This is a genomic window from Streptomyces sp. NBC_00385 (genome assembly GCF_035917155.1).
Taxonomy (GTDB): Bacteria; Actinomycetota; Actinomycetes; order Streptomycetales; family Streptomycetaceae; genus Streptomyces; species Streptomyces poriferorum.
Window position 1 is genome coordinate 1770754 of record NZ_CP107951.1, and the last position, 20015, is coordinate 1790768.

14 protein-coding genes are annotated in these 20015 nt (G+C 70.2%); 4 read left to right on the top strand and 10 right to left on the bottom strand.

Annotation, left to right across the window (positions count from 1 at the left end; genetic code table 11):
* The first annotated feature begins 56 nt into the window (after positions 1-56).
* Entirely contained in the window at positions 57-1610 is a 1554-nt protein-coding gene (locus OG959_RS07705; protein WP_326657441.1) for an MFS transporter, read from the top strand.
* Between the two features lie 145 nt (positions 1611-1755).
* On the opposite strand, the gene OG959_RS07710 is transcribed toward OG959_RS07705, so the two are convergent.
* The 4 genes from OG959_RS07710 to OG959_RS07725 form a co-directional block, all read right to left on the bottom strand.
* Entirely contained in the window at positions 1756-3573 is a 1818-nt protein-coding gene (locus OG959_RS07710; protein WP_442805553.1) for a DUF4153 domain-containing protein, read from the bottom strand.
* Between the two features lie 435 nt (positions 3574-4008).
* Positions 4009-4905 (bottom strand): ADP-ribosylglycohydrolase family protein, encoded by an 897-nt coding sequence (locus OG959_RS07715; RefSeq protein ID WP_326657442.1) that lies wholly within the window; start codon positions 4903-4905, stop codon positions 4009-4011.
* A gap of 10 nt (positions 4906-4915) precedes the next feature.
* On the bottom strand, positions 4916-5575 hold the full coding sequence (locus OG959_RS07720; RefSeq protein ID WP_326657443.1) for a histidine phosphatase family protein: 660 nt from the start codon (positions 5573-5575) through the stop codon (positions 4916-4918).
* A 256-nt stretch (positions 5576-5831) separates the two neighbouring features.
* Entirely contained in the window at positions 5832-6437 is a 606-nt protein-coding gene (locus OG959_RS07725; protein ID WP_326657444.1) for a YdbC family protein, read from the bottom strand.
* A gap of 90 nt (positions 6438-6527) precedes the next feature.
* Here OG959_RS07725 and OG959_RS07730 point away from each other — a divergent pair, with 90 nt between their 5' ends.
* Positions 6528-7484: a DUF1152 domain-containing protein gene (locus OG959_RS07730; RefSeq protein ID WP_326657446.1), complete on the top strand. Its 957-nt coding sequence runs from the start codon at positions 6528-6530 to the stop codon at positions 7482-7484.
* Between the two features lie 141 nt (positions 7485-7625).
* Positions 7626-8162, top strand: coding sequence for a TerD family protein (locus OG959_RS07735; protein ID WP_326657447.1), 537 nt, complete (start codon positions 7626-7628; stop codon positions 8160-8162).
* Positions 8163-8275: 113 nt separating this feature from the next.
* Here OG959_RS07735 and OG959_RS07740 read toward each other — a convergent pair whose 3' ends face one another.
* Together OG959_RS07740 and nrdR are read right to left on the bottom strand one after the other, a co-directional pair.
* Positions 8276-11182: a vitamin B12-dependent ribonucleotide reductase gene (locus OG959_RS07740; RefSeq protein WP_326657449.1), complete on the bottom strand. Its 2907-nt coding sequence runs from the start codon at positions 11180-11182 to the stop codon at positions 8276-8278.
* 165 nt (positions 11183-11347) lie between these two features.
* A complete protein-coding gene (nrdR, locus tag OG959_RS07745; protein WP_148021323.1) occupies positions 11348-11860 on the bottom strand; it encodes a transcriptional regulator NrdR in 513 nt (170 codons plus the stop codon).
* Positions 11861-12439: 579 nt separating this feature from the next.
* On the opposite strand from nrdR, the gene lexA reads away from it, so the two are divergent.
* The gene (lexA, locus tag OG959_RS07750) at positions 12440-13234 is read left to right on the top strand and encodes a transcriptional repressor LexA (protein ID WP_326657450.1); all 795 of its coding nucleotides are present in this window, start codon (positions 12440-12442) and stop codon (positions 13232-13234) included.
* An 82-nt stretch (positions 13235-13316) separates the two neighbouring features.
* On the opposite strand, the gene OG959_RS07755 is transcribed toward lexA, so the two are convergent.
* The 4 genes from OG959_RS07755 to OG959_RS07770 all read right to left on the bottom strand — a co-directional run bounded on the left by OG959_RS07755 (position 13317) and on the right by OG959_RS07770 (position 19988).
* Entirely contained in the window at positions 13317-15287 is a 1971-nt protein-coding gene (locus OG959_RS07755) for an ATP-dependent DNA helicase (protein ID WP_326657451.1), read from the bottom strand.
* Between the two features lie 50 nt (positions 15288-15337).
* Complete coding sequence (locus OG959_RS07760; RefSeq protein WP_326657453.1) at positions 15338-17251, bottom strand: IucA/IucC family protein; 1914 nt, start codon at positions 17249-17251, stop codon at positions 15338-15340.
* 60 nt (positions 17252-17311) lie between these two features.
* Positions 17312-18019, bottom strand: a complete 708-nt coding sequence (locus OG959_RS07765; RefSeq protein ID WP_326657454.1) for a GNAT family N-acetyltransferase — start codon at positions 18017-18019, stop codon at positions 17312-17314.
* A gap of 76 nt (positions 18020-18095) precedes the next feature.
* Complete coding sequence (locus OG959_RS07770) at positions 18096-19988, bottom strand: IucA/IucC family protein (RefSeq protein WP_326657455.1); 1893 nt, start codon at positions 19986-19988, stop codon at positions 18096-18098.
* Positions 19989-20015 lie beyond the last annotated feature (27 nt).

Below are 20015 nucleotides of genomic sequence, written 5' to 3' on the forward strand. Positions count from 1 at the left end.
ACGTTGACGCGACAGTGAACGGATCCGTTCACTAATTCACTTGTGGGGGACCCATAGTGACAACCTCTCAGTTAGAAGCACAGAACGCACCGGGCGCGGCTCGAAGGCAGGGGCGCCCGGGGATCGCCCTGGCCGTCATCGCCGCCTGCCAGTTGATGGTTGTGCTCGATTCCACGATCGTCAACATCGCCCTCCCGCACATCCAGGATGCGCTCAGCTTCTCGACCACCGATCTTTCCTGGGTCCTCAGCGCCTACACGCTCACCTTCGGCGGTCTGCTGCTGCTCGGTGGGCGGGCGGGAGACATCCTCGGCCGCCGCCGCGTCTTCATGACGGGCATCCTGGTCTTCACGCTGGCCTCGCTGCTGGGCGGGTTCGCCCAGGAGCCCTGGCAGTTGCTCGCGGCGCGGGCGCTCCAGGGCATCGGTGGAGCCATCGCCTCACCGACCTCACTGGCCCTGATCACCACCACGTTCCCGGAAGGTCCCGAGCGCAACCGCGCGTTCGGCGTCTTCGCCGCGGTGTCCGCGGGGGGCGGGGCGATCGGTCTGCTGGCGGGCGGGCTGCTCACCGAATGGCTCGACTGGCGCTGGGTCTTCTTCGTCAACGTGCCGATCGGCGTACTGATCGCTGTCCTGGCGCCGCTGTACATCAACGAGTCCGAGAAGCATCCGGGCCGCTTCGACATCTCGGGCGCCCTGACCTCGACCCTTGGCATGACCTCGCTCGTGTACGGGTTCATCCGGGCCTCCGAGGAGGGCTGGCGGGACTCCGTGACCCTGGCTTCGTTCGGCGCCGCGGTGATCCTGCTCGCCTCGTTCGTCCTCATCGAGATGCGCGCCAAGGAACCGATCACTCCGTTGCGGATGTTCGCCGACCGCAACCGTTCCGGAACATACGTGATCATGCTCAGTCTGGCCGCGGCCATGTTCGGCATGTTCTTCTTCATCGTGCTGTTCGTGCAGAACGTGCTGGCGTACAGCCCCATCGAGTCGGGCCTGGCGTTCCTTCCCGTGACCGTCGCGATCATCGTGGGAGCAGGGCTCTCGCAACGCTTCCTTCCGGTGCTCGGACCCAAGCCGTTCATGGTCACGGGCTCGGCGTTCACCGGCGTGGGCCTGCTCTGGCTCACGTTCATATCCCCCGACAGCAGCTACCTCTCCGGCGTTCTGGGCCCGATGCTCATCTTCGGCTTCGGTATGGGGCTGAACTTCGTGACCCTCACGCTGACAGCGGTCTCCGGAGTCGCCCAGCACGAGGCCGGGGCCGCCTCCAGCCTGCTCAACGCGAGCCAGCAGGTGGGAGGTTCGCTGGGGCTCTCCATTCTGGTCACGGTCTTCGGTACGGCGAGCCGCAACGAGGCGGAGAAACAGGTTCCGCAGTTCCTGGCCCAGGCGTCTCCGGAGCAGAAGGCGGAGTTCGCCAAGACGCAGGAGCTGCCCGGGAGCTGGGGTCACGCGGTGCTCTCCCAGGGCATCTCGACCGCGTTCCTCGCCGCGGTGGCCATGGCAGGACTCGCCCTGCTGATCGCGCTGGTGGTGATCCGGGTACGGAAGAGCGATCTGGAGGCGCTGAGCGGAAAGGCGGCGGCAGGAGGGCCGGCGGCCTAGCGTGCGGACGGCCGCCCCGCAGAGGCTCGCGGGTGCGGACGAGCCCCCGCGCTACCGGGAACAGCATCGCTGGAAACCGTACGTACGAACGGAAGCGGACCGCCCCCAGGGGACGGCCCGCTTCCGGTGCGATGCGCTACGGCCATCAATACGGGTCGTAGGGGTCGTACGGATCGTCCACGTCGCCGCGTTCGCTCCCGTTGTCCCCCGAGCCGAGACCGCTGCAGTCCCTGGTGCGGTAGCCGGGATCCCAGTCCCCGAGGATGTCACGGGCCCTCGCCTCGCCCCAGCTCGTGGCGTACCAGGGTTCGTCCGAACTCCGCAGCGACCTCTGGATCTCCTCCAGCGCGCAGGAACGAAGGGGCTCCGGAAGGGTGTCGAGGGCCGGCACGGCATCGGCCGAGAGGCCGCGGAGGTACTCGACGTCGATCGAGTGATGGCGGTCGTAGCGCGCGACGTTCTGCTCCGCGATCAGGCCGTCGGGCGAGATGAGCCCGAACGCCAGGACGCCGACGGCCGCGCTCGCCGCGACGGCCCGCGGCAGCATCTTCGCGCCGAAGGCTCCGGCCGCCATGATCAGCACGAGGACCACGCCGAGCCACAGCTCGACCGCCGCCACGGAGATCCGCAGCCTGGTCAGACCGTACGCGTCGACGTAGAGGTCCATGCGCCGCAGCGCGGAGGCGACGACGACGAGCGTGAGCAGGCACAGCGTGCCGAGCACTCCGCGGACGAGCGTACGGTCGCGTGCCCCGCCGCGCGGCGCCCAGCGCAGCGCGAGCGCGATGACCAGCAGGGTGAGCAACGTGGCCCAGAGCAGCTGCCAGAAGCCCTCGCGGGCGTACTGGGAGTAGCTGAGATCGGTCTCGGCCATCACCTTGTCGTACCCGCCGAGCAGCACCGTGAGCTGAATGGCGAGGAAGGCGGCGAAGAGCAGGTTCAGGACGACCAGCGGCAGGGCCCATTCCAGACGGCCCCGCGCCTTGCCCGGGCGGACCGTCAGACCGTCCCAGCGCACCGGGGCGGCCGCGGTGTAGGCGGCGGCGAGCGCGCCGACCAGACCGAGCACGCCGAGGAAGAACCTCCACGGGCTGTCACCGACGGACACATCGGGCATCAGGCTGCCGAGTACATCGGCGAACGCCGCGTCGGCGCTGGCGAACAGCGCCCCGAACACGATGAGCAGGACGACCGCCACGACCGTGGACCGGAAGACCACACCCCAGCGCCCCCGGGAGCCCGCCATCCGGTCGCGGACACCGCGGGCGCCCCAGCCCAGCGACTCGGCGACGGACGTGAGCAGCCCCAGCGATCCGAGGAACATCCCGAGCCAGCTGCGGCTGCCGTGCAGCGCCAGAGACCCGAGCGCGAACGCGGACACGATGGCGAGGAGGCTCGGCCAGCCGGCGTCGCGGAGTGCCGGAACGACGAGCAGGGCCAGCCCGCCGAGCGCCCAGGCAGCGGTCCAGGGGCGCAGCCGGCGGGCCGCCGCGCGGGCGGCGAAGTACGCCGCGAGCGCTGCGGCGGCCGCCACGACGAGCAGATTCAGGCCGATGCCCTCGCCGAGCAGCAGGGCACTGAGCAGTCCGGTGCCGAGTACGGCCCAGAGCGTGGCGCCCGGAATGGCTCCCGGCTTGACCGGGCGCAGCCGCGAGAGTTCCGAGGGCGCCTGCTTGGGCTGCCCCCACGGGTTGGGCTGCGGCGGCCGCTGCGCGTAGGCCGGGACCTTCGGGGGCTGCGGTCCGGTGTCGCGCGGCTGTGGGACCGCGGGTCCCCCGGGCGGCTGCGGGGCTCCGGTGGGCCCACGTGTCGCGGATCCCGCCGACGTCCCCTCGACGCCCTCGGGCCGGGACGTACCGGCCGCCGGCGCCCCGGCGACGTTCTCCGGCCGCGTGGCGCCGGCCGGCTCCGCCGGTATCTCCGCCCGCCCGGCCTCCCCGGATGGCGGGCCGTCCGCAGGCACGGGCTCCGGCCCGGCTGCCTCCGGTGTCCGGGGCGCAGGCTCCGGCCGGGGTGATTCTGGCGTGTGATCTGACACGGGACCCCTCCCCACCGGGATCCGCTCGCGCGAGCCCTGGGCAGCGCGGCCCCCCGGCGTCTCATTCGGTGCACACCCGTCGTGATGATCACCGCGGGCGGCGTGGCCGAAAGAGTAACCCCCCGTGACGGCTGTCAGCCGTACGCGGCAACGCTGTGGCAGTTCCGTGACAGTCCGGCGCGGAAGGCGGCCTGTCGCGCCATCCGATCGGGGGTGGAAGGCTGCCTACCGCGCGTGACAGTCCGGCGTGGAAGGGGGCCTGTCGCGCCATCCCATCGGGAGTGGAAGGCTGCCTGCCGCGTCATCCGGCCCGGCGCGAATGTCTGCCACCGCGTCATCCGGCCCGGCGCGGAAAGCGGACTACCGCGTCATCCAGTCCGGCAGTTCTTCCGTCCGGGCCGTCCACTCGGCCGGTGGGGCGCCCGCCGCGCCCGACGCCACCACTCCGCCGACGATCGCGCACGTCGTGTCGACGTCTCCGCCGGCCTGGGCGGTCACCCAGAAGGCCTGCTCGAAATCGCCGAGACTGCGTGCCGCGGACCAGAGAGCGAAGGGAACCGTGTCGTGCGCGCTCGTACGGCGCCCGTTGCCGAGGACCGCGGCGACCGTACCCGCGTCCTTGTAGTCCAGCATGTCGCGGGCCCTGCGCAGCCCGGCGCCGACCGCGCTGCGCGGCACGAGCGCGATCACGCCGTCCAGGAGGTCCGCCGGCGTCGGCGGGCCGGCGGGCGAGGCCGCGAGCGAGGCGGCCGCCGCGACCGCCATGGCGCCGACGACGGCTTCCCGGTGCTGATGAGTGGTGTACGAGGAGATCTCGGCCTGGTGCGTGGCCTGCTCGGGGTCGTCGGCGTACCAGGCGCCGAGCGGTGCGATGCGCATCGACGAGCCGTTGCCCCACGAGCCCTGGCCCTGGAAGAGCGCGGAGGCCAGTTCGCGCCAGTCCCCGCCCTCGCGGACCAGCCTGAGCAGGCGGTTCACCGCGGGGCCGTACCCCCGGTCGAAGTCGTGGTGCACCGCGAAGGAGCGGGCGAGCGCGTCCTGGTCGATACGGCCGTGCTTCCGCAGCACGGCCAGGACCGAGGCGGCCATCTCGGTGTCATCGGTCCACTGCCAGTGCCCGGGAGGCAGGGCGCGGTCCTTCAGGAGCGGATAGTTGGCGGGCACGAAGAACTGGGAGCCCAGGGCGTCCCCCACGGAGAGGCCACGCAGGCTGGCAAGGGCGCGTTCGAAGCGCGGGTCGGAAGCGGATTCGGTCATCGCTTCCACTCTATCCGGTGATGCCGTACGGCTCAGGGGTGCGCCAGCGCTCGAACGGCCTGTCCAGCGTGTAGCGGCCGTCCTTGCCGAGGACCAGGGTCCGGGATTCGCCGTTGTCCGGATTGGACAGGGATTCGAATTCGGCCACGGACCAGTGGAACCAGCGCATGCAGAACAGCCGCATGGTCAGTCCGTGCGTGACCAGCAGGACGTTCTGCGGATGGTCGGGGTCCTCGAAGCTCCGGTACAGGCTTTCCAGGAAGGCGCCCACCCGGTCGTACACGTCCGCGCCGGACTCGCCCTGCGCGAAGCGGTAGAAGAAGTGTCCGTAGGCGTCCCGGTACGCCTTCTGGAGGCGCACATCGTCCCGGTCCTGCCAGTTCCCCCAGTCCTGCTCGCGCAGCCGGGGCTCCTCACGCACCCGGACGCGTTCCAGATCCAGCCCGAGGGATCTGAAGGTCTCGTGCGTCCGGCGGTAGGGCGAGACGTACACGCTGACCCGCTCCCCGTCGAAGAGCTCGCGCAGCCGCACCCCGGTCTCGCGGGACTGCCGCAGTCCGGTCGGGGTGAGCCTCAGCGCGTGGTCGGGCTCGCGCTCGTACACGGTGTCGTCGGCGTTGCCCTCGGACTCGCCGTGCCTGACGAGGACAATGCGTTGCGGTCTTGCCATGTACCGACCCTAAGGGCTGTCCCGCAATTCCTGGCGGGCGCACGACGACAGCTACGGCACCTCGCCGCGTTGTCGAAACGCCCGAATACATCCAGTATGCGGGCGCCTCTCCGCCTTGCGATGCACCGCATCTGACGCCGCGCGCTGATCCACCAGGAATTGCGGGACAGCCCTTAGATCGAGTCGCGGCCGTTCGAGCAATTGTCCGGAAGCCGACGGTGCATGTCGTGCACGAACCCGTGGCCGCAGCGGCCCGTCACACGGTCCACGCCGTTTCGAGCTGCACGACGTCACCGGCGAGCGAGACCACGTCGTCCTCGGTCTGTGCACGCTGCGAGAGCCGTTCGGCACTCGCCGGCCGGTACTTGCCGCGCTCCGCGCTCGACTGCCACATCGACAGGACCAGGAACTCGTGCCCCGGCGCCTCCCCGAACACACCGCGCAGCATTCCGGGCGATCCGGCCATCGCCGGATTCCACACCCGCTGCTGCATCAGCGCGAAGTGCTCGACACGGTCCTCGTGCACCCTGCTGTGCGCCACCCTGACCACGTCCGCGTCCGTGAAGTGGGGCTCGAAGCCGGTCTTCACGTCGAAGCGGTACTCGAACAGTTTGACCTGGATGTCGTTGCACGTACCGACCTGCGCCGCGGCCAGTGCGTCGTGTCCGCGCGCCATGAAGGAGTCGTAGAAGACCCTGTTCTCCCAGAACGCGAAGACATGGGCCACCTCCGGCCGGCTGCGGCTCCAGCCGCCGCCCTGCCCCCTGAACCCCGGCTCACCCAGCAGCCCCGCCCACTTCCGCTGCCCCCGCTCGAAACCGCGACGGTCTCCCACACTGCAGCGAATCCACTTGACCAGCACCGCATCATCGTACGGGTGATGGACGTGGCGTGGGTCACGCTCCGACGGAGTACACCAGAACCGGTCACGGGTGATCGCACAATGATCGCCATGACGTCGCTGCACACCAACCCCCTGTTCGACCGCCTCGATTCGGCGGAACGGATCCTCGTCGCCGGTGCGGGCGGCGGCTTCGACATCTACGCCGGGCTTCCCCTCGCGCTCTCCTTGATCCACCGGAACAAGCAGGTGCAGTTCGCCAATCTGTCCTTCAGCGCACTCGAAGGGCTCCACCTCGACTCCTGGCTCGCCCCCGACCTCGCCGTCGTCACCCCCGAAACCTCTCTCCACCAGGTGTACTTCCCGGAGCGGACCCTCGCCCAGTGGCTCACCCTGCACGGCTACCCGGGCCGCGTCCACGCCCTGTCCCGTACGGGCGTCCAGCCGCTGCGCGATGCCTACCGTGTGCTGATCGAGCGGTACGACATCGACGCCGTCGTTCTCGTCGACGGCGGTACGGACATCCTGATGCGGGGCGACGAATCCGGTCTGGGCACTCCGGAGGAGGACCTGACCAGCGTCGCGGCGCTCGCCGCGATCGAGGGACCGGACCGCCTGGTCGTCTCCATCGGGTTCGGCGTCGACGCCTACCACGGCGTGAGCCACGGCCTCGTCCTGGAGAACATCGCCGCGCTCGACCGCGACGGCGCGTATCTGGGCGCGTTCTCCGTACCCCGCACGAGCCGCGAGGGCGCGCTGTTCGTCGACGCGGTCGCCCATGCCCAGGAGCACACACCCGATCATCCGAGCATCGTCAACGGATCCATCGCCGCGGCGGTCAGGGGAGAGTTCGGGGATGTCCGGTTCACCTCGCGCACGAGCAACAGCGAGCTCTTCATCAATCCGCTGATGTCGCTGTACTTCGCCTTCGAGCTGGAGGGAGTCGCCCGCAACTGCCTCTATCTCGACCGCATCGAGCACACCCACCTCCTACGTCAGGTCAGCAGCGCCATCGCGGCCTTCCGGGACGAGGTGCGCACACGCCCACCGAGGCGGATCCCGCATTGAGACACCTGCGCCCCCGTCGTGGCCCGATTACGCCCCTCGTCCCCAAGGCGGTTGGTTCCAGGGGCCGTTACGGACATGATCGAGTGATAGAACCGGAGCGACGGCCCCGAGCGACGGCCCCGCGTGAAGGAGCGAAGCCCGATGAGCACTCCCAACAAGGACATCGAGAAGGTCGAGGTCAGGGTCAAGTGGGATCCCAGCCCCCACGGCGAGCCCGCCAACGACCTCGACATCATCGCGGCGACCTATCCGGCCGAGGAGCCGTACGGCGACCCCGCGTACCTCGTGCACTTCGACAGCCGCGCGCCCGACGGCACGATCACGCTGAACCGCGACAGCAGGACCGGTCAGGGCCTGGGGTACGACGAGGTCATGACGCTGGAGCTGGACCGGCTCTCGGAGGCGTACTCCCGAGTCGTCGTCGGTGTCGCCATCCAGCAGCGCGACGGCCGGAAGACGTTCGGGGCGATAGAGAACACCGGCGTGCAGATCCGTGAGGGATACACCAGCCTCGCCGAGGACGACTTCTCGACGGTCCCCACGGCGACGGCGGCCGTCGTCGCCGAGTTCGTGCGGGACTCCTCGGGGGTCTGGCTGTTCCATGACACGGTACGGGGATTCGACGGGGACGCCGACTCGTTCGCCGCGGCGATGGGAAGCCGTCCGTCCGGGGCCTGACCCGGCCGTTCAGGGCGTGACACAGCGAAGGGGGCGGGCAGGAACTCCACGATCGGAGTCCTGCCCGCCCCCTTCGGCACGTGCCGTAGCCCCTCCCGGGGCGTCCGGTCCGGTCAGCTGCAGCCGCTGGTCGAGCCGCAGCCCTCGCAGATGTAGCAGGAACCGGCGCGCTGCATCTTCGTACCGCACGAGAAGCAGAGCGGGGCGTCCGCGCTGATACCGAGCTGCATCTCGACGAGCTCCGCCGAGGTGTGCGCCGTCTTCGGGGCCGGCGTGCCGGCCTCCTCGACGGTGGCGACCGCCTTCAGCGGCTCCGGCCGGGCGGCCGGAGCGGAGCGGACCAGGTTCTCGGCCTCCAGCTGCTCCTCCTCGAACGACGGCTCGTAGGAGCCGGTGTCCAGGTGGCGCTGACGCTCCTCGGCGGAGTGGATGCCGAGGGCCGAGCGGGTCTCGAAGGGCAGGAAGTCCAGCGCCAGGCGGCGGAAGATGTAGTCGACGATCGACTGCGCCATCCGCACGTCCGGGTCGTCCGTCATGCCGGCCGGCTCGAAGCGCATGTTGGTGAACTTCGAGACGTACGTCTCCAGCGGAACGCCGTACTGCAGACCGACCGAGACGGCGATGGAGAAGGCGTCCATCATGCCCGCGAGGGTCGAACCCTGCTTGGACATCTTCAGGAAGACCTCGCCGAGACCGTCGTCCGGGTAGGAGTTGGCGGTCATGTACCCCTCGGCGCCACCCACGGTGAAGGAGGTGGTGATGCCGGGACGGCCCTTGGGCAGACGCTTGCGGACCGGGCGGTACTCGACGACCTTCTCGACCGCGGTGCGGATCGTGTCCTCGGCCTTGGCGGTGACCGCCTCCTTCTCCTTCTCCTTGGTCTTCGCGGAGAGGGGCTGGCCGACCTTGCAGTTGTCGCGGTAGATCGCGAGCGCCTTGACGCCCAGCTTCCACGCCTCGAAGTAGACCTCTTCGACGTCCTCGACGGTGGCCGTCTCCGGCAGGTTCACCGTCTTGGAGAGTGCGCCGGAGATCCACGGCTGGATGGCCGCCATCATGCGCACGTGGCCCATCGCGGAGATGGAACGCTCGCCCATCGCGCAGTCGAAGACCTCGTAGTGCTCGGTCTTCAGGCCGGGGGCGTCGATCACGTTGCCGTTCTCGGCGATGTGGGCGACGACCGCCTCGATCTGCTCCTCCTGGTAACCCAGGCGGCGCAGGGCCTGCGGGACGGTGCCGTTGACGATCTGCATCGAGCCGCCGCCGACCAGCTTCTTGAACTTGACCAGGGCGAGGTCGGGCTCGAGACCGGTGGTGTCGCAGGACATCGCGAGACCGATGGTGCCGGTCGGGGCGATGACCGACGCCTGCGCGTTACGGAAACCGTTCTTCGCGCCGAGACGGATGACGTCCTGCCAGGCCTCAGTCGCGGCGGCCCAGATCGGGTTGTCCAGGTCGTCGGCGTGCACGGCCACGGCGTTGGCGTCGGCGTGCTGCTTCATGACGCGCTGGTGCGGCTCGGCGTTGCGGGCGTAGCCGTCGTACGGGCCGACGACCGCGGCCAGTTCGGCGGAGCGCTTGTACGAGGTGCCGGTCATCAGCGACGTGATGGCGCCGGCGAGCGCGCGGCCGCCGTCGCTGTCGTACGCGTGGCCGGTCGCCATCAGCAGCGCGCCGAGGTTGGCGTAGCCGATGCCCAGCTGACGGAAGGCGCGGGTGTTCTCACCGATCTTCTCGGTGGGGAAGTCCGCGAAGCAGATGGAGATGTCCATCGCGGTGATGACCAGCTCGACGACCTTGGCGAAGCGCTCCGACTCGAAGGACTGGTTGCCCAGGCCGTCGTCCTTGAGGAACTTCATCAGGTTCAGCGAGGCGAGGTTGCACGAGGTGTTGTCCAGGTGCATGTACTCGCTGCACGGGTTCGAGCCGTTGATCCGGCCGGACTCCGGGCAGGTGTGCCAGGCGTTGATGGTGTCGTCGTACTGGATGCCCGGGTCGGCGCAGGCCCAGGCGGCCTCGGCCATCTTGCGGAAGAGGGACTTGGCCTCGACCTCTTCGATGACGTCGCCGGTCATCCGGGCGCGCAGCCCGAACTTCCCACCGGACTCGACGGCCTTCATGAACTCGTCGTTCACGCGGACCGAGTTGTTGGCGTTCTGGTACTGGACGGACGTGATGTCGTCGCCGCCCAGGTCCATGTCGAAGCCCGCGTCACGCAGGGCGCGGATCTTCTCCTCCTCCTTCACCTTGGTCTCGATGAAGTTCTCGATGTCGGGGTGGTCGACGTCGAGGATGACCATCTTGGCCGCGCGACGGGTGGCACCACCGGACTTGATCGTTCCGGCGGACGCGTCGGCGCCACGCATGAAGGAGACCGGTCCGGAGGCGTTGCCGCCCGAGGAGAGGAGCTCCTTGGAGGAACGGATACGGGAGAGGTTCAGGCCGGCGCCGGAGCCGCCCTTGAAGATCATCCCCTCTTCCTTGTACCAGTCGAGGATCGACTCCATGGAGTCGTCGACGGCCAGGATGAAGCAGGCGGAGACCTGCTGCGGCTGGGGCGTGCCGACGTTGAACCAGACCGGCGAGTTGAAGCTGAAGATCTGGTGCAGGAGGGCGTACGCCAGCTCGTGCTCGAAGATCTCGGCGTCCGCGGGAGAGGCGAAGTAGTTGTAGTCCTCGCCGGCCTTCCGGTACGTCTTCACGATCCGGTCGATCAGCTGTCGCAGACCGGTCTCGCGCTGGGGGGTGCCGACGGCCCCGCGGAAGTACTTGCTGGTGACGATGTTGACCGCGTTCACCGACCAGAAGTCGGGGAACTCGACGCCACGCTGCTCGAAGTTGATCGAGCCGTCGCGCCAGTTGGTCATGACGACGTCACGGCGCTCCCACGCCACCTCGTCGTACGGATGCACGCCGGGAGTGGTGTGGATGCGCTCGATACGCAGGCCCTGCTTGGTCGCAGTCGACTTGGCTCCCTTGTTCCGGGAACCTCGTGCCGGGCCGCTCGCCGTCTCTGTCATGCCGCCTCCCATATGTGGGCAAAAACGCCCTGAAGTGCCGAGAACTTCCCCGGGCACAGTGTGTGTCTGATGCTTCGGACGCCGCGTGGGTCATGCGCCGCCCGGAACAGGTCCAGGTGCCGGGCCGCGGCCGATCCTCGGATCAGCCGCGCCGGCGGGTGCCGCTCAGTCGGCGGCGACGGCGGGAACGGGGACCTCGAGGGTCTCGCCGGTCCCGCATCCTTGTACGGGAGGCCGCCGCTCGCGGAGTTCCACGATGGCGGCCTCGAAGTCTTCGAGGCTGTCGAACGCCCGGTAGACGGACGCGAACCGCAGGTAAGCGACGAGGTCGAGTTCCTGCAGGGGGCCGAGGATGGCCAGGCCCACGTCGTGAGTGGTCAGCTCGGCGCTGCCGGTGGCGCGCACCGCCTCCTCGACCCGCTGGCCGAGTTTGGCGAGGGCGTCCTCGGTGACCGGCCGCCCCTGGCACGCCTTGCGCACGCCGGAGATGACCTTGGTACGGCTGAAGGGCTCAGTGACGCCGCTGCGCTTGACCACCATGAGCGAGCAGGTCTCCACCGTCGTGAAACGGCGGGAGCAGTCGGGGCACTGGCGACGCCGGCGGATCGAGGTCCCGTCGTCGGTGGTGCGACTGTCGACGACCCGGCTGTCGGGGTGCCTGCAGAAGGGGCAGTGCATGGCTCCCAACCCTCCTTCACAGCACGACTGAATAGCCTCTTCAGGCCCGGTGAGGGGCCTTCGAAGCGGTCTCAAGCATAGGCGATGACCACACCCCCGACGGACGGGGACCACAACTTCTGGGTGGCTGTAGCAATCCAACCACTAGATCTTGGGTTTGGTCGCGCATTTGGCCCTGGCGCGTGTCGCGCGTCCGACGTGGCCGGAAGGCAGCGTACGACCGACCACGAGGGTACGGGAAGCGCGCGGCGCGACCGCGTGCGGGGCAATGCCCCCGGGGCCGCGCCAGCACAGGTCCGCCCGTCCCCTCACCCCGCCTCGAACAACCCGGACCGCGACCCCGCGCGCGCACGCCGCGGGCACGGACGGTAGCGTAATGGTCCGAAATGCCGGAACGTCCGCACACGCGGAAATACCTTCCGGCCCGACGGCGCAACGCCTCTCCCGGCTTCGCTCATACACCCGGCACTGAACACTCGGCCCACTTTTATTCGTTTTTCACTCGAACGTGTGTTTGGCGCAACCTTTCGAAAGCTACTACCGTTGTCCAGCTAGGGAGACCATTCGAGAGGGGCCGACGTGACCACCACCGCAGACAGTGCCATCATCACTGCCCAGGACCGCTCCCAGAGCCGACTCGAGCCGGTGCATGCCATGAATGACTCAGGCACGAACACGGAGGGGCCGGAGCCCGCGCGCCCAGCGCGCTCGCTGCCCGGACGACCTCCTGGAATCCGGGCGGACAGCTCGGGGCTCACGGACCGGCAGCGGCGAGTGATCGAAGTCATCCGGGACTCCGTACAACGGCGGGGCTACCCCCCGTCGATGCGGGAGATCGGTCAGGCGGTGGGCCTGTCCAGCACGTCCTCCGTCGCACACCAGCTGATGGCTCTGGAGCGCAAGGGCTTCCTGCGCCGCGACCCCCACCGCCCGAGGGCGTACGAGGTGCGCGGCTCCGACCAGCCCAGCACCCAGCCCACGGACACCACCGGGAAGCCCGCGGCGTCGTACGTGCCGCTGGTCGGCCGGATCGCGGCCGGTGGGCCGATCCTCGCCGAGGAATCGGTGGAGGACGTGTTCCCCCTCCCCCGCCAGCTGGTCGGGGACGGAGAACTGTTCGTGCTGAAGGTCGTCGGTGACTCGATGATCGAAGCGGCGATCTGCGACGGGGACTGGGTCACCGTACGACGCCAGCCCGTGGCGGAGAACGGCGACATCGTGGCCGCCATGCTTGACGGTGAGGCCACCGTCAAGCGCTTCAAGCGCGAGGACGGCCATGTGTGGCTGCTCCCGCACAACTCCGCGTACCAGCCGATTCCCGGCGACGAGGCGACGATCCTCGGCAAGGTCGTGGCGGTGCTGCGGCGGGTGTGAAGCCCCGTCGTCATCCGCGAGGGCCCCTCGATCCGCTGTACGGATCCAGGGGCCCTGGCCATGTCTGCACGGCCCGCGCGGGCTACTTCCCGCCGGCCTTGGCCGCCGCGTCGATCGCGGCGAGCGAGCGGCGTGCCTGGTTCGGGTCGGTCGTGTACCAGAAGTCGGGGAGCGAGGCGCGCAGATAGCTGCCGTACCTGGCGTTGGCCAGGCGCGGGTCGAGCACGGCGACGACACCCTTGTCCCCGGTGGCCCGGACCAGACGGCCGGCGCCCTGGGCCATCAGCAACGCCGCGTGCGTGGCGGCCACGGCCATGAAGCCGTTGCCCCCCGCCTCCTCGACGGCCTTCTGGCGGGCGCTCATCAGCGGATCGTCGGGCCGGGGGAACGGAATCCGGTCCATGACCACCAGCTGACAGCTCGCACCGGGGACGTCGACACCCTGCCAGAGCGAGAGCGTGCCGAAGAGACAGGTCTCGGGGTCGGCGGCGAAGTTCTTGATCAGCTCCCCCAGGGTCTCCTCGCCCTGGAGCAGGATCGGCTTCTCCAGCCGGCCCCGCAGCTCCTCGGCGGCAGCCTGGGCCGCCCGCATCGAGGAGAACAGTCCGAGCGTGCGCCCGCCTGCGGCTTCGACCAGTTCGGCGAGCTCGTCCAGCATGTCGGTACGGGATCCCTCCCGGCCGGGGGTCGCCAGATGCCGGGCGACGTACAGGATCCCCTGCTTCGGGTAGTCGAAGGGCGAGCCGACGTCGAGGCCCTTCCACTGAGGGATGTCATCGCTCGCGGTGCCCTCCGGGGAGAGCCCGAGGGACGCGCCCACCCCGTTGAAGTCCCCGCCCAGCTTGAGCGTGGCCGAGGTGAGGACCACGGAGCGCTCGTTGAAGAGCTTCTCGCGCAGCAGCCCGGAGACGGAGAGCGGGGCGACCCGCACGGAGGCACCGAAGCGGTCGTGGCGCTCGAACCAGACGACGTCGTACTCGGAGCCCTGCGTGATGCGCTCGGCCACGCCATGGATGGTCTCGACCGAGGCGAGCGCCTGCTTGCGGACCGCGTCCTCGTCCGCGACCGACTTGTCACGGGTGGAGCCGAGCGCGGTGATCACCGTACGAGCGGCGTCCCGCAGCGCCATCAGCGCGTATCCGAGGTCCTCGGGCACTTCCTCGAGCCGGCCGGGCAGGGCCAGCTCCATGACCCGCTCGAAGCCCTCCGAAGCCGTCTGCAGCGCGTCGGCGGCCTTCTCGTTGACCAGCTTCGCCGCCCGGCGCACCGCCCGGTTGACCTGGCCGGGGGTGAGCTCGCCGGTGGCCACTCCGGTGACCCGGGAGACCAGCTCGTGGGCCTCGTCGACGATCAGTACCTCGTGGCTCGGAAGCACCGGGGCGCCCTCGATGGCATCAATGGCCAGCAGCGCATGGTTCGTCACCACCACATCGGCGAGTTTGGCGCGCTCGCGGGCCTGCTCGGCGAAGCACTCGGCCCCGTACGCGCACTTGGTGGCGCCCAGGCACTCCCGGGAGGAGACGGAGATCTGCGCCCAGGCCCGGTCCGAGACACCGGGGGTCAGGTCGTCCCGGTCGCCCGTCTCCGTCTCGTCCGCCCAGTCCCGCATGCGCAGCAGGTCCTGGCCGAGCTTGCTCGACGGGGCCGCCGCCTCGAACTGGTCGAAGAGCCCTTCTTCCTCCTCCTGGGGCACTCCCTCGTGGAGGCGGTGCAGACAGAGGTAGTTCGACCGGCCCTTGAGCATGGCGAACTGCGGGCGGCGGCGCAGCAGCGGGTGCAGGGCGTCGACCGTACGCGGAAGATCGCGCTCCACGAGCTGGCGCTGCAGGGCCAGCGTCGCCGTGGCCACCACGACGCGCTCGCCGTGCGCCAGGGCGGGCACCAGATAGCCGAGCGATTTGCCCGTGCCGGTGCCCGCCTGGACGAGCAGGTGGGATTGGTCGTCCACTGCCTCGGCGACGGCCTCGGCCATGGCGGCCTGGCCGGGTCGCTCCGTACCGCCGACGGCGGTCACGGCGGCGTGCAGGAGCTCGGGGAGAGATGGCTTCGTCATAGCCCGGCCAGCCTACGGGGCGCCGCTGACAACAACGGTCACTCCCGGACTCACGTGGAGGGGTGGAGCGGGTTGGGCACCGTGCCGTGGACCGCGGCGTGCGGGCGCTCGGGCCGGTCGCGGTAGCCGTCCAGGTGCAGGCGGTTGCGGTTCAGACAGAGACGTTCGATGCGGGGCGTCAGCATGTCGAACATCTCGAACCTCTCCTTCAGCTCGGGGAAACGGGCCTGGTGGCGCAGGATCTCCGCCCGGACGAGTGACCAGAACACGCTCTCCGGGACCCCCAGCTGTTCCTCGCAGAGCGGGGACAGGAAGCGGAAGACCCCGGTGAAGAGACCGGAGTGGATGAACTGGGTGAGGAAGACGGGTTCCTCCGTGAGCAGGACGCGGCGCACGTCGGGCGGCATCGTGTCGTGCTCGGGCAGCGGCCGGGCGCTGACGTTCACATCGTCGACGAAGTCCTTGATCGCCAGGCGTACCGGGACCTCGTGGTCGTCGAAGACGACGATGGCGTTCTCGCCGTGCGGGGAGAACACCGTGCCGTAGCGGTACAGGAAGTGCAGCAGGGGCGGGAGCAGCGCGGCGAAGAGCCGCGTGAGCCAGACGGTCGGTGTCAGACCGGAGCGGGCCACGAGCTCGGCGGTGAAGGCGCGGCCCCGGGGGTCGATGTGCAGCAGCGAGGCGAGGGTGCGGGCCCGCTCACCGGGTGCGAGGCGCGGCAGGAGCGGCTCGCGCCAGATCGCACCGAGGATCTCCTTGAACTGGTACGGCGTCTCGGGGAGGTGGTCGTAGAGCGGGTGCTCGACCGTGACCGAGGCGACCTCGCCGAGGAGGATGACACCACAGGTGTCGCGCAGGAACGGATCGTTGTCGCGCAGCCCCTGTACCCAGCCGGTGACGGCGGGCGCGGCAAGGGTCCGTTCGGTCGGCAGGCCGCGCCAGACCAGCGTGTTGAGGATGGACAGCGGGAGCTTGACCGTGTGCCGGTCGGGCCGGTCCAGGTTGGCGAAGGTGCGGATGGACTGCTGCGGCAGCCGCAGGTCCGGGTCGGCGTGCAGCGGGACGATGTCGCCGGCGGCGATGGCGGGGGCGAACAGGGGCACGATCCACTCGTCCCACTGCCAGGGGTGAACGGGCAGGCAGTAGTAGCCGTCCGGGTCGAGACCACGGCCGCGCAGGACGGCGGAGAACGACTCCCGGACCGCGGGGTCCAGCTCCTGGGCGTAGAGGCGGCCGGGGTCGGCGAGCTCGCTCACGCCCCGGTAGGCGGCGATCCGGGAGGAGACGGCGATCCAGGGCAGAGTGACCGGTGTGCGGGCCTCCGGGGTGTAACGGGCCGCGTCGGTGGCGGAGAAGCCGAGCCGCCCCTTGTTGGCGACGATCCAGGGGTGGCCCGTCTGATGGCCTTCGAGCTCGGCGTAGCCGAGGTCGGCCAGCTCGGCGGCGCCGAGTGCGCCGTGGTCGAGGCGGGCGTCGGCGGTGAGCGTGGTCGTGAGTTCGCGCACGAGATGGCCGAGGGTGGCACCGTCCAGATCGAGGAGCCGACGGGCGCGGGCGAGAAACAGCAGCGGATCCCGGAAGGGGACACTGTCCGCGACCTGGTCCCGGCCCGGCGCCCCGGACCCGGACCCGGTTCCCGGCTCGCCGCCCGCCCCGGCTGCGGCGTCGGCCTCCGTCGCCTCGCTGCTCGCCTCCCGGATCGAGTCGGGGGCGACGCGCCAGCTGCCGTAGACCCCCCGCCGGGCGGTGAAGCTCAGGCTGCCGCCGTCGTCGAGCCCGAGGGTGTACGTGTCACCGCCTGCGGAGCGTGGGACCGGCCGGATCACCTCCTCGTAGGCGAATTCGCCGAGCATCTTGGCGAGCAGCCGGGCGGCGGCCCGGTCCCAGACCGCACGGTTCAGTTCCGGGGTGCTGAGCAGCGCGGGCGAAGGGGCTGCGTCACGGCTCGCGGGATATTTCTGCACGGGGACTCCTCGGGTGGGAACCGACGGGGTTCGAGCGGCGGGGACAGGGCAGCGGATCGTTCACAGCCGGTCGCGGTGGGCTCGGTCGCGGACCATCAGCGCGGCCCGCTTCTCCGGGAGTTCGACCTCGGCGGAGTAGCGGAATCCGGCACTCAGGAAGGCGGAGACGGACGGGGTGTTGCGGACGTCGGGCTCGGCGACGACGCGTGTGCACCGTGGGCGGTTGTCGAGTACGAGGTCGGCGACGGCCCGCAGCAGGGTGCTCCCGACCCCGTGGCCCCGCCGGCCCACCTCGCCGATGAGGAGGTGGATCCCGGTGTCGTGCGGCCGGACCGGGCAGTGCCGGGCCAGGGGATCGAGGTCGGCACGGTAGATCTCCCAGTAGCTCATGGGGACGCCCGAGAGCACCCCCAGACAGGGAACGCTGCGTCCGTCGCCGTCGAGTTGGGGCATCAGGTGAGCGGCGGTGACGGCCTCGGTTCCGGCGAGCTCCCAGAAGGCCGCGACGGCGGGGTCGTTCATCCAGCGGCTGATCGCCGCGAGGTCGCGTTCCAGTCGCACGGGAACGAGCTGGAACACGCCGGCCGGAGTCATGACGGGCTTCCACTGCGCCGGCCGGTCGAGCAGACCGGAGTCCTGCGGTCCGTACCCGTCCGCGGGGATCTCCTCGCCCAGGAGCGCGAGCAGTTCGGCGGTGAGCCGCAGGTCCAGCGTGTCCTCGGCGCCCGGACCGGCCTGGGGGTCGGTGGGCGCATCGGCGGGAGGCACGGTGACGCTCTCCTCTCTCGACGGTTGGCGTCCGTCTCTCGATGGTCGGCGTCCCGGCGGGGACGGGGTGGTTCCCTCAGCCGCACAGGGGGTTGGCGACAGTGACGTAGACGGACTGGGTGTCCACGGGTCCGACGAGTTCGTCGAGGCCCCTCAGGCGCGTGAGCATGTTGGCCTTGCAGCGCAGGCGGGGGGTTTCCAGCAGTTGTGCGGGCAGTGGGGATCCCAGTGCGGTGGCCGTGCCCAGGAACCGCCGGAAGGCGGCGAGGAGCACCTGTTCGTCGGCGAGCTGCTGGGCGCCGAACGCCCCGATCAGCCCGAACACGTTGTTGATGCCGAGGTAGTACGCGAAGCGTTCGTCGGTGACGGCGTCGGAGACGAAGGTGTCGCTGACCGCTCCGATGCCGGGGAGCCTGCGGTCGAGCACGGCGCGGTGGGACTCACGGAAGTAGTAGCCCTGATTGTCGCGGTAGCGGCCGCCGACCGGCCAGCCCTCGGCGTCGAGGAGGACCAGGGTGTTCTGCTGGTGCGCTTCGAGGGCGACTCCGGCGTTGCCGTCGAGCCAGAGGACCGGCTGCACCACGCGGTCCAGGTAGCGCAGGAACCACTCGGCGGCGACGGCGGTCGTGGTCCGGCCGGTGGCGGCGGCGAGGCGGCGGACGATGTCGGCGAGGCGGGAACGCATCTCCGGCCGGTCCGGCCAGGGGCGCGGGGCGGTCAGCCCGGCGATGCAGACGGCGTCGTCGTACCGGTCGAACGGGTTGTGGCGCAGCATGACGTCGAGGCCGGGGACGTGTTCGCCCTCGGGGGTGTCGACCGCCAGCCAGGCGGGGTCCCTGACGATGTCGAACCCGGGGTGGACGGCGTGCCACTGCCGGGCGAGTCCGGTGCGCAGCAGCCGGTGGACCTCCACGCCGCGGTGGAGTTCCTTGCGGAGGTTCTCCCGGCGGGAGTTGGTGATGCGCACACCGAGGGAGAGCTTCAGCATGAGGTCGACGCCGGGCCGTTGCACGGTGCGCACCGATGAGGTGGGGTGCCAGCGCTCGCCGTGCGGGCCGAGGTCGTGCAGCAGGCCGGAGTCGGCGAGGGCGGCGACTTCGGGCCGCATCGCCAGGTCGCGGGCCTGCCAGGGGTGGAGCGGGATCGGCGTGGTGTGTGCGGGGATGCGCAGCCCCTCGGCGTGGCGGGCCACGAGTTCCGCGGCCGGTACCGGCCGGCCGTGGTCGGTCCAGGCCGAGTCGGTGGCCAGGACGGACCGGTCGACGGCCATCCAGTGGAGCGCGAAGGAGCCGTGTGTCTCGGGCGAGTAGAGGCGGGACTCGGAGTCGGAGAGGCCTTCCCTGCTCTTGGGCGAGGGATGGAGCGGGTGGCCGAGGAGGAGGGACTGCTCCGCGGTGAGGAAGAGGTCCGCTTCGGCGGGTGCGGTGGGGCGGCGCCGTTGTACGTCGATGAATCCGGCGGTCCGCCGTACCGAGTCGGCCACCCTGGCCACCATGTCGGCGCCTTCGTTGTGGTCCGCCTCCCTGCCCAGGAGTGCGGCGACGGTGACGGCGTCGGCGGTGGGCGCGCCTTCGGGTGCCTGTTCCAGGAGGGGCGGGCCGAAGCGGTGCCAGCCGGTGGCGGACCAGTGGCGGACGGGGACGAGCAGAGCGGTGCCGCTGGCGGGGAGCGGGATGCGGAGGGTGTCCCCTTCCGGGCGGGGCAGATCGCATTCGCGGACCCAGCAGCGGAGCAGGTTCTCGATGCCCGCCGCATCGGCGGCGCGCAGCGGGTCCGGGTGGTCCAGGGGGTCCGTTGCCGGTGCGGCACAGGCGGCCGTCGTCCGGTGGCTCTGCCACGGACCGTGCGGCACCTCCTTCTGGCGCGGCACGGTCGACGTCTCGACGGCGAGGTGACCGGGGGTCCCGGCCTCTCCCCGATGGTGGCTGGAGGGAGGGCCGTCGGCCTCGGGCGCGGGGGTGGGGTTCACGGCGGTCTTTCCTGTGATGGTTTCCGG

What these genes read in the sequence shown, in the direction of transcription:
- OG959_RS07715 (WP_326657442.1), bottom strand. Translation starts at nt 4,905, where the DNA reads ATGACCGAATCCGCTTCCGACCCGCGCTTCGAACGCGCCCTTGCCAGC.
- OG959_RS07720 (WP_326657443.1), bottom strand. Translation starts at nt 5,575, where the DNA reads ATGGCAAGACCGCAACGCATTGTCCTCGTCAGGCACGGCGAGTCCGAG.
- OG959_RS07730 (WP_326657446.1), top strand. Translation starts at nt 6,528, where the DNA reads ATGACGTCGCTGCACACCAACCCCCTGTTCGACCGCCTCGATTCGGCG.
- OG959_RS07735 (WP_326657447.1), top strand. Translation starts at nt 7,626, where the DNA reads ATGAGCACTCCCAACAAGGACATCGAGAAGGTCGAGGTCAGGGTCAAG.
- OG959_RS07740 (WP_326657449.1), bottom strand. Translation starts at nt 11,182, where the DNA reads ATGACAGAGACGGCGAGCGGCCCGGCACGAGGTTCCCGGAACAAGGGA.
- nrdR (WP_148021323.1), bottom strand. Translation starts at nt 11,860, where the DNA reads ATGCACTGCCCCTTCTGCAGGCACCCCGACAGCCGGGTCGTCGACAGT.
- OG959_RS07755 (WP_326657451.1), bottom strand. Translation starts at nt 15,287, where the DNA reads ATGACGAAGCCATCTCTCCCCGAGCTCCTGCACGCCGCCGTGACCGCC.